The sequence below is a fragment of the Streptomyces sp. NPDC047117 genome, assembly GCF_040643545.1.
In the GTDB taxonomy this organism is placed as follows: Bacteria; Actinomycetota; Actinomycetes; order Streptomycetales; family Streptomycetaceae; genus Streptomyces.
This window is the reverse complement of the sequence record NZ_JBEYUN010000006.1, coordinates 55,930-70,043: the sequence shown is the minus strand read 5'-3', so window position 1 is coordinate 70,043 and position 14,114 is coordinate 55,930. Positions and strand designations below refer to the sequence as shown.

At 71.2% G+C, this 14,114-nt stretch carries 13 protein-coding genes; 5 read left to right on the top strand and 8 right to left on the bottom strand.

Annotated features, from left to right (window positions below; translation table 11 throughout):
- Positions 1 to 11: 11 nt before the first annotated feature.
- Positions 12 to 1,469, bottom strand: coding sequence for a menaquinone biosynthesis decarboxylase (locus tag ABZ840_RS13175; RefSeq protein WP_361557962.1), 1,458 nt, complete (start codon positions 1,467 to 1,469; stop codon positions 12 to 14).
- Positions 1,470 to 1,558: 89 nt separating this feature from the next.
- Between ABZ840_RS13175 and ABZ840_RS13170 the strand changes: the two genes are divergently transcribed.
- The 5 genes from ABZ840_RS13170 (at position 1,559) to ABZ840_RS13150 (ending at position 6,308) form a co-directional block, all read left to right on the top strand.
- A complete protein-coding gene (locus tag ABZ840_RS13170) occupies positions 1,559 to 2,005 on the top strand; it encodes a PLD nuclease N-terminal domain-containing protein (protein ID WP_361557959.1) in 447 nt (148 codons plus the stop codon).
- A complete protein-coding gene (locus ABZ840_RS13165) occupies positions 2,002 to 2,523 on the top strand; it encodes a nucleoside deaminase (RefSeq protein WP_361557956.1) in 522 nt (173 codons plus the stop codon). The genes ABZ840_RS13170 and ABZ840_RS13165 overlap by 4 nt, the downstream gene beginning before the upstream one ends.
- Positions 2,524 to 2,707: 184 nt before the next feature.
- The gene (locus ABZ840_RS13160) at positions 2,708 to 4,120 is read left to right on the top strand and encodes an alkaline phosphatase family protein (RefSeq protein WP_361557953.1); all 1,413 of its coding nucleotides are present in this window, start codon (positions 2,708 to 2,710) and stop codon (positions 4,118 to 4,120) included.
- 98 nt (positions 4,121 to 4,218) lie between these two features.
- Positions 4,219 to 4,827, top strand: coding sequence for a DUF4291 domain-containing protein (locus ABZ840_RS13155; protein WP_361557951.1), 609 nt, complete (start codon positions 4,219 to 4,221; stop codon positions 4,825 to 4,827).
- 263 nt (positions 4,828 to 5,090) lie between these two features.
- On the top strand, positions 5,091 to 6,308 hold the full coding sequence (locus tag ABZ840_RS13150) for a hypothetical protein (RefSeq protein WP_361557948.1): 1,218 nt from the start codon (positions 5,091 to 5,093) through the stop codon (positions 6,306 to 6,308).
- Between the two features lie 79 nt (positions 6,309 to 6,387).
- On the opposite strand, the gene ccsB is transcribed toward ABZ840_RS13150, so the two are convergent.
- The 7 genes from ccsB to hemL all read right to left on the bottom strand — a co-directional run bounded on the left by ccsB (position 6,388) and on the right by hemL (position 14,055).
- On the bottom strand, positions 6,388 to 7,476 hold the full coding sequence (gene ccsB / locus ABZ840_RS13145) for a c-type cytochrome biogenesis protein CcsB (protein WP_361557945.1): 1,089 nt from the start codon (positions 7,474 to 7,476) through the stop codon (positions 6,388 to 6,390).
- Complete coding sequence (locus tag ABZ840_RS13140) at positions 7,473 to 9,203, bottom strand: cytochrome c biogenesis protein ResB (protein ID WP_361557941.1); 1,731 nt, start codon at positions 9,201 to 9,203, stop codon at positions 7,473 to 7,475. Before ABZ840_RS13140 ends, ccsB begins: the two co-directional genes overlap by 4 nt.
- A gap of 3 nt (positions 9,204 to 9,206) precedes the next feature.
- Positions 9,207 to 9,971, bottom strand: coding sequence for a cytochrome c biogenesis protein CcdA (locus ABZ840_RS13135; RefSeq protein ID WP_361558790.1), 765 nt, complete (start codon positions 9,969 to 9,971; stop codon positions 9,207 to 9,209).
- A gap of 10 nt (positions 9,972 to 9,981) precedes the next feature.
- Positions 9,982 to 10,596 (bottom strand): TlpA disulfide reductase family protein, encoded by a 615-nt coding sequence (locus ABZ840_RS13130; protein WP_361557938.1) that lies wholly within the window; start codon positions 10,594 to 10,596, stop codon positions 9,982 to 9,984.
- A 58-nt stretch (positions 10,597 to 10,654) separates the two neighbouring features.
- On the bottom strand, positions 10,655 to 11,866 hold the full coding sequence (locus ABZ840_RS13125; protein WP_361557935.1) for a hypothetical protein: 1,212 nt from the start codon (positions 11,864 to 11,866) through the stop codon (positions 10,655 to 10,657).
- 162 nt (positions 11,867 to 12,028) lie between these two features.
- Positions 12,029 to 12,751 carry a histidine phosphatase family protein gene (locus tag ABZ840_RS13120; RefSeq protein WP_361557933.1) on the bottom strand — a complete coding sequence of 241 codons (723 nt, stop codon included), beginning with the start codon at positions 12,749 to 12,751 and terminating at the stop codon, positions 12,029 to 12,031.
- A complete protein-coding gene (gene hemL, locus ABZ840_RS13115) occupies positions 12,748 to 14,055 on the bottom strand; it encodes a glutamate-1-semialdehyde 2,1-aminomutase (RefSeq protein WP_361557930.1) in 1,308 nt (435 codons plus the stop codon). Before hemL ends, ABZ840_RS13120 begins: the two co-directional genes overlap by 4 nt.
- Between the last annotated feature and the right edge of the window lie 59 nt (positions 14,056 to 14,114).

Below are 14,114 nucleotides of genomic sequence, written 5' to 3'. Positions count from 1 at the left end.
ACCGGCCGGCCTCAGAGGCCGTACTCCTTCCATCGGCGGGACACCTTCTCCGCGGTCGCGGGGTCCGAATCGACCATCTCCGGCCAGCCGCCGTCCCGCGTGTACCCCTCCTCGGGCCACTTCGCGGTCGCGTCGATGCCGGCCTTGCCGCCCCAGAACTGCTGGTACGAGGCGTGGTCCAGGTGGTCGACCGGGCCTTCGACGACGGTCAGGTCGCGGGCGTAGTCGGTGTTGCCCAGCGCCCGCCAGGCGACCTCGTGGTAGTTGTGCACGTCGCAGTCGGAGTCCACCACCACGATCAGCTTGGTGAGGGACATCATGTGCGCGCCCCAGATGGCGTGCATGACCTTCTGCGCGTGCTTGGGGTACTTCTTGTCGATCGAGACGATCGCACAGTTGTGGAAGCCCCCGGACTCCGGCAGATGGTAGTCCACGATGTCCGGAATGATGATCTTGAGCAGCGGGAGGAAGAACCGCTCCGTGGCCCGGCCCAGCGGCCCGTCCTCCGTCGGCGGCCGGCCGACCACGATCGACTGCAGCAGCGGACGCTTGCGCATCGTCACGCAGTCGATCTTCAGCGCCGGGAACTCCTCCTGCGGCGTGTAGAAGCCGGTGTGGTCCCCGAAGGGGCCCTCGGGCAGCGTCTCGCCCGGCTCCAGCCAGCCCTCGATGACGACCTCGGCGTTGGCCGGGACCTGGAGCGGCACGGTCTTGCAGTCGACCATCTCGATCCGCTTGCCCTGCACGAAGCCCGCGAAGAGGTACTCGTCAATGTCACCGGGCAGCGGCGCGGTCGAGGCGTACGTCACGGCCGGCGGGCAGCCGAAGGCGATCGCGACCGGCAGCTTCTCGCCCCGCTTGGCGGCGACCTGGTAGTGGTTCCGGCTGTCCTTGTGGATCTGCCAGTGCATGCCGATGGTGCGCTTGTCGTGGCGCTGGAGGCGGTACAGGCCGAGGTTGCGGACGCCGGTCTCGGGGTGCTTGGTGTGGGTCAGGCCCAGGTTGAAGAACGAGCCGCCGTCCTCGGGCCAGGTGAACAGGGCCGGCAGCCGGTCCAGGTCCACCTCGTCGCCCTGGAGGACGACCTCCTGCACGGGCGCGTCGTCGGCCTTCACCTTGCGCGGCGGGACGTGCGTCATGTTCGCGAGCTTCCCGAAGGCGTCGCGGACGCCGACGAAGCCCTGCGGCAGCTCCGGCTTGAGCAGTCCGCCGATCTTGCCGCTGATCTCGTCGTAGGACTTCAGCCCGAGCGCCTTCAGCAGCCGGCGGTCGGTGCCGTAGACGTTCATGGCCAGCGGCATCGCCGAGCCCTTGACGTTCTCGAAGAGGAGCGCGGGGCCGCCGGCCTTCTGCACCCGGTCGACGATCTCCCCCACTTCCAGGTACGGGTCGACCTCGGCCTTGATGCGCTTCAGGTCGCCTTCGCGGTCGAGCGCCCGCAGGAACGAGCGAAGATCGTCATAAGCCATGCATCCCAGTATCCGGTACGCACTACCCTGGACTGGTCACTGGGGCCGCGCTCACCGGCCCGCCCGGCCACTCCCAGGGGGAGCGACACATGCTGCGGGTGCTGATGATCCTGGTGCCGCTGGCACTGAGCATCTATGCGTTCATCGACTGCGTCACCACCGATGAGAAGCATGTGCGTCACATGCCCAAACCACTCTGGGCGATCCTCGTGCTGCTCTTTCCGCTGGTCGGTTCGGTCTCCTGGCTGATCGCCGGGAAGGACCGGGCCGCGCTCGCCGCCCAGGAAGGCGGCCCGCGGCGCGGCGGCCGGGGCGGCTGGGTCGCGCCGGACGACAATCCCGAGTTCCTGGAGAAGCTGGGTACGCAGGAGCGGCCGCAGCGGCGGGACGAGGACGAGGCGCTGCTCAAGGACTGGGAGGCGGACCTGAAGCGCCGTGAGGAGGAGCTGCGCCGCCGCGAGACCGGCGAGCAGCCGGAATCCGGGGAGTCCCGCGAGGCCCGGGACCGGCGCGAGTCCGGGGAGCGGGACGAATGAGCGGCCACGAGGCGCCCGGCGCGCCCGACGCGTCCGCGATGCTGGCCACCGCCGTGGCCGAGGCCCGGGCCGGGCTCGCCTCGGGCGGCATCCCGATCGGCGCGGCGCTGTACGGCGCGGACGGGGCCCTGCTCGGCCGCGGCCACAACCGCCGGGTGCAGGACGGCGACCCGTCGGTGCACGCGGAGACCGCGGCGTTCAAGGCCGCGGGACGGCCGAGTAGCTGGAGCGCGCAGCGCTCTCCATCAGGGGTGGTGGCGGGAGACGGGCGGGCGTACAAGGGCACGACCATGGTCACCACGCTCTCGCCCTGCTGGTACTGCAGCGGGCTGGTGCGCCAGTTCGGGATCTCCCGGGTGGTGGTGGGCGAGGCGGAGACCTTCCACGGCGGCCACGACTGGCTGGCCGAGCACGGCGTGGAGATCGTGGTGCTGGACGATCCGGAGTGCGTCGCGATGATGCGCGACTTCATCGCCGAGCGGCCCGAGCTGTGGCACGAGGACATCGGCGAGGACTGACCGCGCCCCGCTGCCCCGCCCCTCAACTGCCTTCTGCCCGCTGCCCCGCCCTACTGCCCTGCCCGCTGCCGCTGCCCGCGTGACCTTTCCCTGAGCCTCCGTCAGGAAACGGCGCCCCCGCCCTAGGCTGCCCACGATGATCGACTTCGGTGGACGGTCCCGGTCCGGAGGTTGCCCCCGGCACATGACCCGGCGCAGGCTGCTCGGCTCCGCCGCGGGTGCGCTGGGCGGCGCCGCCGCGCTGTCGGTGCTGCCGCCGAGCGTGCGGAAGGCGGCCGCTGCCGGGCCGCCCCGGTACGGCTCGCCGGCCGACATCGAGCACGTCGTGCTGCTGATGCAGGAGAACCGTTCGTTCGACCATTACTTCGGGACGCTGCGGGGCGTACGCGGCTTCGCGGACCCGGACGCGCTCACCCTGTCCACGGGGCGCTCGGTCTTCCACCAGCCGGACGAGGCCAACCCGGACGGCTACCTGCTGCCCTTCCACCTGGACACCCGCAGCTCCAGCGCCCAGGCGATCCCCTCCACCAGCCACGTCCGGTCCGTGCAGCACGAGGCGTGGCACGGCGGCCGCATGGACCGCTGGCTGCCCGCGCACCGCAAGGCGGACGGCCGGAACGGCCCGTACGTGATGGGCTACCACACCCGCGCCGACATCCCCTTCCACTTCGCCCTCGCCGAGGCGTTCACCCTCTGCGACCACTACTTCTGCTCGGTGCTGGGGCCGACCTGGCCGAACCGGCTGTACTGGATGACCGGCACCATCGACCCCGGCGGCGCCCGGGGCGGCCCGGTCGTGCGCAACGCCGCCCCGCGGCCGTACCGCTGGACCTCCTACGCCGAGCGGCTGGAGGCGGCCGGGGTGAGCTGGCGGGTCTACCAGCAGGACGACGACTACGGCTGCAACCTGCTGGAGCACTTCAAGACCTTCCGGGACGCCCGGCCCGGGGACCCGCTGTACGAGCACGGGCTGCGGCCGCGGCCCGCCGGCACCTTCGAGGACGACGCCCGGAACGACCGGCTGCCGGCCGTCTCCTGGATCATCCCGACGGCGGCGGAGTCGGAGCACCCGGACTTCCTGCCGGCCGCCGGTGCCGCCTTCGTCGCGCGGACGGTCGAGGCCGTCGCCGCCAACCCGAAGGTGTGGCGGAAGACCGCGTTCATCATGAACTACGACGAGAACGACGGGCTCTTCGACCACGTACCGCCGCCGGTGGCGCCTGCCGGGACCGCGGACGAGTTCGTCGACGGGCTGCCCCTCGGCGCCGGCTTCCGCGTCCCGTGCCTGATCGTCTCGCCGTGGACGGTGGGCGGCTGGGCCGCGGGCGAGCCCTTCGACCACACCTCCGTCCTGCAGTTCCTGGAGCGCTTCACCGGCGTCGAGGAACCGAACATCTCCGACTGGCGCCGCGCTACCTTCGGCGACCTGACCTCGGCCTTCGGCTTCACACCCGCACGTGCGCCGCGGCTGCCGCGGGACACCGCCGCCCGGCTGACGGCGGCCAGGAAGCAGGTCGCGACCCTGCCCAAGCCCGTCCTCCCGGGCGCGGACCAGTCCCCGCCCCGCCAGGAACCCGGCCACCGCAAACGCCGCTGAGCCGCCGGCCGACCGCGACAGCAGCGGAGCCCCGACGGCCTCGAAGCCACGGGAAAATCGATGGCACCCCGCGACGGCATGGCGCACGCTGATCCCTCATGAACGACCGTCAGACCCCGCCGCCCCGGCAGATCAGGGCCGCTTACACCGACACCACCGTCACCGTCTACCAGGCCTACGACCCCGCGCTCGGCGTCCCGGCCGCCCGCACCGGGCGCTTCCCCGCCGCGTGGAAGCGGGACCGGATGACGTGGATCAAGCCGTCGTTCCTGTGGATGATGTACCGCTGCGGCTGGGCCACCAAGCCCGGCCAGGAGTGCGTACTGGCCGTGGAGATCGACCGGACCGGCTTCGACCGGGCGCTGGAGCGGGCCTGCCTCTCGCACTACGACCCGGCCGAGCACGCCGACCGCACCGCCTGGAAGCGGGCACTGCGCGACTCCCCCGTCCGCATCCAATGGGACCCGGAACGCGACCTCCACCTGCGCCCCCTCCCCCACCGCTCCCTCCAGCTCGGCCTCTCCGCCGACGCAGCCCGCAGCTACGCGGACGAGTGGATCACGTCCATCACCGACGTCACCCCGCTCGCCCACCGGGTCCACGCACTCGTACAGGACGGTGACCTGCCGGCGGCGCGGGCCCTGCTGCCGCACGAACTCCCGTACCCGGCACCGGAATCCACGCCGTCCGTCAGTCACCTCGCTTAATCTTTGACCGGCGCAGCGGACCCGCTCCCGGTAACGGCGACGCGGGCCCGTCCCCCCATTCGCCCTCCTCGCGGCCGGGCCCTCCGGCCGTCGATCGAACGCGTCCAGAGTGAGGATGAAGAAGCGTGCGCATACGAAGACTCGTCGGAGCCGCGGCCCTCGCGGCCGTGGTGGGTGCCACTTCCCTCTTAGGAGCCGGGGCCGCCGCGGCGGCCGACTCCACCGCTCCGCTGCCGCTCACCGGGGGCCACGGGGACATCGTCGTGGACGGCGTCCACGACCGCGTGTTCCTCAGCGATCCGGCCGGCAGCGCCGTCGTGGTGACCGACTACGACGGCAAGCTCGTCAAGCGGATCGAGGGCGAGCCGGGCGCCGCCGGGCTCGCGCTGTCCGAGGACTCCGGCACCCTCTACGTCGCCCTGCCGAACGGTGACGCGATCTCCGCCGTCGACACCGGCACGCTGACGGAGAAGGCCCGCTACCGTCTCGGCGCCGGCAACCGCCCGCTGAGCCCGGCCGTCACCGGCGACACGGTGTGGTTCGGGTACGACGCCGCCGACTCCTTCGGCGACGTCGGCTCCCTCGACCTGTCCGGCCCCGAGCCGGTCGTCTCGCTGAAGCAGGTGGGGTACGGCCCCTTCTACTCCGCGCCGACCCTGGTCTCCTCTCCCGCGGCGCCCGGCAGGATCGTCGCGACCGTCGAGGGGTCGAGCCCCGCGACCCTCACGGTGTACGACGTCTCCTCCGGCACCCCGCGGCAGCAGGCCTCGGTCCGGGACCCCGGCGGGTCCACCTCCAACATGCAGGACATGGCGATCACCCCGGACGGCGAGCACGTCGTCACGGCCAGCGGCTCCCCGTACTACCACCAGGTGTTCCGGCTGGAGGACCTGTCGGCGGACGGCCGCTATGCCACGAACACCTACCCGAACTCCGTGGCCGTCGCCCCGGACGGCACCGTCGCGGCCGGCATCTCCAGCTGGTATCCGGCGCTGTCCCTCTTCAAGCCCGACCGGGGGACCGCGTACCGCACGTACGACTTCCGCGGCACCGGCACGCCCGACCTGCGATCCGCCGGGCTGGCCTGGGCGCCCGAGGGCGACCGGCTCTTCGCCGTCACGGAGGGCACGGACAACGGCGAGGCGGCCTACGCCCTCAAGGTGTTCACGGACGCCACCAAGGCCGTCCCGTCCCTCACGGTCACCGCTCCCGGCACCTCGGCCCCCAATAAGCAGCTGACCGTGTCGGGCACGCTCACCGCACGGCTGGCCCTCCCCGAGGGCACGACGGTCGGGGTGACGCGCGCGGGCCCCGGCGGGAAGCGGGTGTCCCTGGGCGAGGCCGCCGTGGCCGCCGACGGCACCTTCGCCGTCACCGACCGGCCCAAGGGCACGGGCGAGGCGGTCTACACCGTCACGTACCGGGGCGACGGTGACCACACCGCGGCGACCGCCACCGCCACCGTCACGCTGACCCGCTGACACCGGCCGGTCCCCCGAAACGCGGACCGGGACCGTGCGGCGCCGGAGCGCGCACGGTCCCGGTAGCAGAACCCGCCGGTCAGACCCCCGCGTACGAGTGCAGACCCGTGACGAAGATGTTCACGCCGTAGTAGTTGAAGAGGTAGCAGGCGAAGGCGATCAGGGCCAGGTAGGCGGCCTTGCGGCCCTTCCAGCCGGCGGTGGCGCGGGCGTGCAGGTAGCAGGCGTAGGCGACCCAGGTGATGAAGGACCAGACCTCCTTGGGGTCCCAGCCCCAGTAGCGGCCCCAGGCTGCCTCGGCCCAGATCGCGCCCGCGATGATCGTGAAGGTCCACAGCGGGAAGACGGTCGCGTTGATGCGGTACGCGAACTTGTCCAGCGAGGCGGCCGCGGGCAGCCGCTCCAGCACGGACTTGGCGAAGGCGCCGGGCTGCTTGCCGGCGGGGTCCGCGAGCTTGGCCTCGTACCGGTCGCGGAAGAGGTACAGGAGCGTGGCGACCGCGCCCATGTAGAGGACCGCGCCGGAGATGATCGCGCAGCTGACGTGGATCCACAGCCAGTACGAGTGCAGCGCCGGGACGAGCTGGTCGCTGGCGGTGTAGAGGACCGAGACGGCGAGGCCGAGGTCCAGCAGGACCGTGGTGATCAGCGGCAGGCCGATCCAGCGGACGTTCTTCTTGGCGACCAGCAGGATCAGGTACACGGCCACCGCGACCGCGGCGAAGGTGGTGGAGAACTCGTACATGTTGCCCCAGGGGGCACGCTCCACCGACAGGGCGCGGGAGATCACGCCGCCCACGTGGATCAGCCACGCGAGGGTGGTCAGCGAGATGGCGATCCGGCCGTACAGGTCGCCCTTCTCGGTGCCGCCGTGCGCGCCGGGGCCGTCGGGCACGTCCCGGCTGCCGGCCGCGGAGCGGGTGACGACCTTGGGGCGGTCCAGGACGGCGGTGCCGCCGGACCGGTCCTTGGCCTGCACCGTCACGGCGGGCGTCGCCGATTTCTCCGCGGTGAGCGCGGCGGCCGTACGGGCCACCTTGCTGCGGCTGCCGAACACCCATTCCGCCATGTGCGCGAGGAACGCCAGGGTGTAGATCGCCATCGCCGAATAGATCAGCGTGTTGCTGGTACTGGCCAGGTTCTCGTTGGCCGCGGCCGCGAGGTTCACGCGCGCGCTCCTTCGGAGGGATCAGCGTTGCCGGCGGAGTCGGACGGCTCCGCGGAGTCTTCTGCTTCGGGGTCGGGGGCCTCGGCCGCGGGCTCGGGGGCCTGCGGCGCTTCCGGCTGGAGGGCGTACGCGAGATCGGCCAGCTCCTCGGGGAGCTTCGGGGACTCGCTGCGGCCGAGCCCGGCGATCTCCACGACGGTGACGCCGTCGGGACCCGGCTCGGCACGGACCCACACCCGGCGGCGCTGGATGAACAGCGAGCCGGCCAGGCCCAGCAGGGCCGCGACGGCGCCGCCCAGCGCGATCTCGTTGCCGGGCTGGTGGGAGATGGTGAAGCTGGCCCACTGCTTGACGCCGTCGAACTTGATGCTGCCGTCACCGTTCGGCAGCTTCATCGTCTGGCCCGGCGCCATCATCTGGGCGACCGCCCGGCCGTCCTGCTTGTACTGCTTCAGGTTCTTGGTCTCCAGCTGGTACACGTTCTGCGGCAGACCGGAGTCCACGCCCAGGTCACCGTGGTACGCGGTGAGGGTCAGCCGGGGATTGTCCAGCGCCGGGAAGACCGAGAACATCGAGCCCGAGCCCTTGCCGCCGAAGGTCGGGACGAAGAAGCCCTGGAAGCCCAGCTGGTTCCGCTTGCCGTCCTTGGTCTTGGCCCCGGGGACCTTCACCACGCCGCTGGAGGTGAAGTTCTTCTGGTCCTGCGGGAGGAAGGGGACCGCGCCCTCGTAGACCACCTTGCCGGTGCCGTCCTTGACGGTGACCTCGGGGGCGTAGCCGTGCGAGAGCAGGTAGACCCGGTCGCCGCCGATGTCCAGCGGCTCGTTGACCTTGATCGAGGTCTTGCGCTCCTTGCCGTCGGCGCCGTCGAAGTAGGTGACGTCGGCACGGAAGACGCGCGGGGTGCCGTTCTGCGGTCCGCCGCGCTCGTACGTGGCGACGAACTTGTCGAGCTGGAAGCCGAACGGCGCCAGGTCGTCGGTGTCGAAGAACGACCCGGACTTGAAGTCGTCGAACTGGGTCAGGCTGTTGGAGAAGCCGTCGCCCTCGGCGATCAGCTTGCCGCCCTCGGACTTCCACAGGTTGCCGACGGCGAAGGCGACCAGCATCACGATCAGCGCGATGTGGAAGACCAGGTTGCCGGCCTCGCGGAGGTAACCCTTCTCGGAGGCGACCGCGGTGCCCACGATCTGGGTACGGAAGCGGCGCTTCTTGAGCGTCCGCCTGGCGGCGTCGAGGACCTGCTCGGGCTCGGCGGTGGTGCGCCAGGTGGCGTACGCGGGGAGCCGGGTCAGGCGGCGCGGGGCGCCCGGCGGGCGGCCGCGCAGCTGGCCGACGAACTGCCAGGTCCGCGGGATGATGCAGCCGATCAGCGAGATGAACAGCAGCAGGTAGATCGCGGAGAACCACACCGAGCTGTAGACGTGGAACATCCCGAGCTTGTCGTACAGCGGCCCGAGCACGTCGTGCTGCTTCTTGAACTCGTCGACCTTGACCGGGTTGATGCTGGTCTGCGGGATCAGCGAGCCGGGGACGGCGCCGAGCGAGAGCAGGAACAGCAGGATCAGCGCCACCCGCATCGAGGTCAGCTGGCGCCAGAACCAGCGGGCCCAGCCGAGCGGCCCGAGGGACGGCAGGCTGATCTCTTCCTTGGGCGCGGTGGAGAGCTGGGACCCGGCCGCGCCCAGTTCGGGCTCGGACTCGCGGTTCTCGGTCTTGGCGGTCATCGATCAGATCCCAACGGTGAAGCCTGTGGTCCAGCTCTGCAGTGCGGACATCATGCTGTCCCAGATTCCTGTGACGAGCAGGACGCCGATGACGACGAGCAGGCCGCCACCGGTCCGCATCACCCACACATAGTGGCGCTTGACCCAGCCGAACGCGCCGAGCGCCTTGCGGAAGGCCAGGGCGACCAGGATGAAGGGCAGGCCGAGGCCGATGCAGTACGCGATGGTCAGCAGCGCGCCGCGGCCCGCGCTGGCCTCGTTGAACGACAGGGCGTTCACGGCGGTCAGGGTGGGGCCCAGGCACGGCGTCCAGCCGACGCCGAAGAGCACGCCGAGCACGGGCGCGCCCACCAGCCCCATCGCGGGCCGCTTGTGCAGCATCCGGAACTCGCGCTGCCCGAAGCGGCCCAGCACTCCCATGAAGGTGAGGCCGAGCAGGATGGTCAGGGCGCCGAGCACCCGCGAGATGACGTCCTTGTAGTCCTGGAGCGTCTGTCCGAAGTACCCGAAGAGGGCACCGCCGGAGACGAAGACGACGGTGAAGCCGAGGACGAAGAGGGAGGCGCCGGTGAGCATCCGGCCGCGCCGGGCCTCACCGAGGTCGGTGCCGGTGACGCCGGTGACGTACGACATGTAGCCGGGTACGAGCGGCAGCACGCACGGCGAGAAGAAGGACACCAGGCCGCCGAGGAGGGCGACCGGCAGGGCGACCAGCAGGGCACCGGTGAGCACCGTGTGGTTCGGTGCGGTGCCGGCTACGGCGAGCACGCTCACGGGATCACTTCTCCGCGATCAGCGGGTCGATCATCTTGCGCAGCTCGCTCTCGCTGAGCGGGGTGAGCGCGCGGGCCGCGATCCGGCCCTTGCGGTCGATCGCGATGGTGCTGGGGATGGCCTGCGGGTTCAGGCTGCCCTTGGGGAAGCGCAGCATGAGCTTGCCCATCGGGTCGTACAGGCTGGGGTACGGGATCCTGTGCTGCTCCTCGAAGCTCACCGCCTGGGTCTTCTTGGAGTCCCGGGTGTTGATCCCGAGGAACTGCACGCCCTTGTCCTTGGTCTCGTTGGCGACCTTGGCGAAGTTCGGGGCCTCGGCGATGCAGGGCGCGCACCATGATCCCCAGATGTTGAGGACGACGACCTTGCCCTTGTAGTCGGCGGCGTCGAGCTGCTTGCCCTCGGTGGACTCGCCGGAGATGTCGGGCGCCGGCTGCCGGTCCGCCGGCTTGACGGTGTCGACGCCGCCCTTGCCCTGGACGAACTTGGTCTGCTCCGAGCCGCCTGAGGTACCCCCTGATCCGCAGGCGCTGAGCAGCACGGCGGCGGCCGCGGCGCCGGCGGCCGGCAGGAGCAGGCGGCGGCGGGTGACGCGGCGGGGGACGCGGCAGGCACTCATGTGAAAAGTTTCGCATGGGCCTTTTGTGGATCTTCCGCACCCCCCTCGTCGGCGCGGTTCAGGCCCCGGTGAGGTACCGCCGCCAGCCGCCGGCCGGCTGTTCGCCGACGCCCAGCCGCTGGAGCCGGGCCAGCACCTTCGGGTCCTGGACGTCCAGCCAGTCGGTGAACTGCTTGAAGGACACCAGCCGCACGTCCCGGTGGCCGTCGTCCGCGATGTGCTTCAGCGCCTCCTCGACGGCGTCCATGTAGATCCCGCCGTTCCACTCCTCGAAGTGGTTGCCGATGAAGAAGGGGGCGCGGTTGGACTCGTAGGCGCGCTGGAAGCCGGATATGTAGGCGCCCGCGGCCTGCCGGCGCCAGCCGGGGTAGTTCGCGCTGGGGGCCCGGGTGGAGTTGCGGGACTGATTCGCGAGCATGTTGTAGTCCATCGAGAGGACCTCGAAGGAGTGGCCCGGGAACGGTATCTGCTGGAGCGGGAAATCCCAGATGCCACGCTTCTTCGTGGGCCAGGTCTGGCGGCCGCCGGGCGAGCTGGCGTCGTAGCGCCAGCCGAGGCCGCGGGCGGTGGGCAGCAGGTTGTCCTGGCCGAGCAGGCAGGGGGTGCGGCCGCCGACGAGCTCCTTCTTGTAGTCGAAGGGCAGCGGCTCGACGTCGGTGAAGCCGGTGTGGGTGCGCCACTTCGTGACGAAGTCGACGGCCTGGTCGATCTCGGAGCGCCACTGCGCGGGCGTCCAGCGGGCGACCGAGCCGGAGCCGGCGCAGAAGTGGCCGTTGAAGTGGGTGCCTATCTCGTGGCCCTCCAGCCAGGCGGCCCGGACGTTGCGCAGCGTCTCCTTGATGTGCGCGTCGGTGAGGTAGCCGATGTCGGAGGCGCCGACCGGGTTGTTCGGCGGGCGGTACAGGGACTTCTTGGACTCCGGGAGGCAGTACAGGCCGGAGAGGAAGAAGGTCATCTTCGCGCCGTGGTCCTCGGCGAGGCGGCGGAAGCGCGGGAAGAGTCCGTTGCCGACCTCGCCGGCGCCGTCCCAGGAGAAGACAACGAACTGCGGCGGGGTCTGCCCCGGCTCCAGCGGCTCGGGCTTCGGGGGCTGGTGCGGCTGGGGTCCGGTCTCGGCGGTGGAGCCGTCGCCTATCGGCTTCGGGCGGGCCTGGACGGTCTTCTTCCTGGCGGCGTCGCCGGGCCGTTCGGTGCCGCAGCCCGCGAGTCCGATCGCGGCGGCCGCCCCCGCTCCGATGCCCAGCAGGTTCCGCCGACTGATCGCGCTCATACCGTTCCCGTCCGCATTTGCCGTGATTCGCCGTACTCAACGCCCGTAAATACGGACATCGGGTAAGAGGGCGGAGCGGGTTCCGGGGTTCCGGGGTAATCGCATATATCTACGGCGGTACGTACGGAGAACTGTCCGTACGTACCGCCGCAGGGGCCGGGCTCAGGCGCCGGCGGCCTTGGCCTGTCCCTTCACGGAGCCCTTGCCGAACCGTGGCTGGGCCCCGGCGCGCAGATGCTCCGGCACCAGGTCGAGCGCGGGCTCGGTGTAGCCGACCGAGACGATCCGGTCGCCGTGGAAGGTGAAGGACGTCAGCGAGGCGAGGGTGCACTGCCGCTTGCGCGGGTCGTGCCACAGCCGGCGCCGCTCGGCGAAGCTGCGCACGATCCAGATCGGCAGCTGGTGGCTGACCGCGACCGCCTCGTGGCCGCGGGCCGCGTCCCGGGCCGTGCCGAGCGCCGCCATCATCCGTACGACCTGCTCGATGTACGGCTCGCCCCAGGAGGGCCGGAACGGGTTGGTGAGGTACCTCCAGTTGCCCGGCCGCTTGAGCGCGCCGTCGCCGACCCCGAAGGTCTTGCCCTCGAAGATGTTCCCGGCCTCGATGAGCCGCGGGTCGCTGTCGACGTCCAGCCCGTGCGCCTTGCCGATCGGCGCGGCCGTCTCCTGCGCCCGCTCCAGCGGGGAGGCGACGACATGCGTGATGTCGCGGTCCGCGAGGTGCTCGGCGACCCGGTCGGCCATCTGCCGGCCCAGCTCGGAGAGGTGGTACCCGGGGCGCCGCCCGTAGAGGACGCCGTCGGGGTTGTGCACCTCGCCGTGGCGCATCAGGTGGACGACGGTGATCTCGTCGCCGCCGCCCTTGCCGCCGGTCGTGCCGCTCATGCGGTGGCCTCGGCGGCGGCCCGGGCGGCGGCCGGCAGCGCCGCCGCGATCCGCTCGACGGCCTGCGCGTCGTGGGCGGTGGAGACGAACCACGACTCGAAGGCGGACGGCGGGAGGTAGACGCCCTGGGAGAGCATCGAGTGGAAGAAGGGCGTGTAGCGGAAGGACTCCTGCGCCTTGGCCTTCTCGTAGTCGGTGACGTCCACGTCGGAGAAGAAGACCGAGAACATGTTGCCCGCGACCTGCACGCGGTGCGCCACGCCCTCCTTGGACAGCGCCTCGGAGACCAGCCCGCGCAGCTCGGCGGAGACCGCGTCGACCTTCTCGTACGCGGCGTCGTCCAGCAGCCGCAGCTGCGTGACGCCGGCGGCGGTGGCGACCGGGTTACCGGAGAGGGTGCCCGCCTGGTAGACCGGGCCGGCCGGGGCGAGGTGGGCCATCACGTCGGCGCGGCCGCCGAACGCCGCGGCCGGGAAGCCGCCGCCCATGACCTTGCCGAAGGTCATCAGGTCCGGACGCACGCCGTCGATGCCGTACCAGCCGGCCTTGCTCACCCGGAAGCCGGTCATGACCTCGTCGGAGATGTAGAGCGCGCCGTTGGCGGAGCAGAGGTCCTTCAGGCCCTGGTTGAAGCCGGGCAGCGGCGGGACCACGCCCATGTTGCCGGCCGACGCCTCGGTGATCACACAGGCGATCTGGCCCTCGTGCGCGGCGAACGCGGCGCGCACGGCCTCGATGTCGTTGTACGGGAGCACGATCGTGTCGCCGGCCTGCGCGCCGGTGACGCCCGGCGTGTCGGGCAGCCCGAAGGTCGCCACGCCGGAGCCGGCCGCGGCCAGCAGCGCGTCGACGTGCCCGTGGTAGCAGCCGGCGAACTTGATCACCTTGGGGCGGCCGGTGAAGCCGCGGGCCAGCCGGATCGCCGACATGGTCGCCTCGGTGCCGGAGGAGACCAGGCGCACCTGCTCGACCGGCTCGATGCGGGCCACGATCTCCTCGGCGAGTTCGACCTCACCGGCACCGGGCGTACCGAACGACAGGCCGTGCGCGACGGCGTCCTGGACGGCCCGGACGACCTGGGGGTGCGAATGACCGAGGATCATCGGCCCCCACGAGCACACGAGGTCGACGTACTCACGGCCGTCGGCGTCCGTGAGGTACGGACCGGTACCGGACACCATGAACCGGGGCGTACCGCCCACGGCGCCGAACGCGCGCACGGGAGAGTTCACGCCGCCGGGCGTCACGACGGCCGCGCGGTCGAAGAGCGTCTGCGAAACTGGGGCATCGTACGAGTGAGTCACGCAAGCAATGGTCTCAGAGGCGCACGGGGGCGCGCGGCCGGGCGTTTCACACGCCGGTG

Coding starts and splice junctions, on each gene's coding strand:
- ABZ840_RS13175 (WP_361557962.1), bottom strand. CDS start 1,469: ATGGCTTATGACGATCTTCGCTCGTTCCTGCGGGCGCTCGACCGCGAA.
- ABZ840_RS13170 (WP_361557959.1), top strand. CDS start 1,559: ATGCTGCGGGTGCTGATGATCCTGGTGCCGCTGGCACTGAGCATCTAT.
- ABZ840_RS13165 (WP_361557956.1), top strand. CDS start 2,002: ATGAGCGGCCACGAGGCGCCCGGCGCGCCCGACGCGTCCGCGATGCTG.
- ABZ840_RS13160 (WP_361557953.1), top strand. CDS start 2,708: ATGACCCGGCGCAGGCTGCTCGGCTCCGCCGCGGGTGCGCTGGGCGGC.
- ABZ840_RS13155 (WP_361557951.1), top strand. CDS start 4,219: ATGAACGACCGTCAGACCCCGCCGCCCCGGCAGATCAGGGCCGCTTAC.
- ABZ840_RS13140 (WP_361557941.1), bottom strand. CDS start 9,203: ATGACCGCCAAGACCGAGAACCGCGAGTCCGAGCCCGAACTGGGCGCG.
- ABZ840_RS13130 (WP_361557938.1), bottom strand. CDS start 10,596: ATGAGTGCCTGCCGCGTCCCCCGCCGCGTCACCCGCCGCCGCCTGCTC.
- ABZ840_RS13125 (WP_361557935.1), bottom strand. CDS start 11,866: ATGAGCGCGATCAGTCGGCGGAACCTGCTGGGCATCGGAGCGGGGGCG.
- ABZ840_RS13120 (WP_361557933.1), bottom strand. CDS start 12,751: ATGAGCGGCACGACCGGCGGCAAGGGCGGCGGCGACGAGATCACCGTC.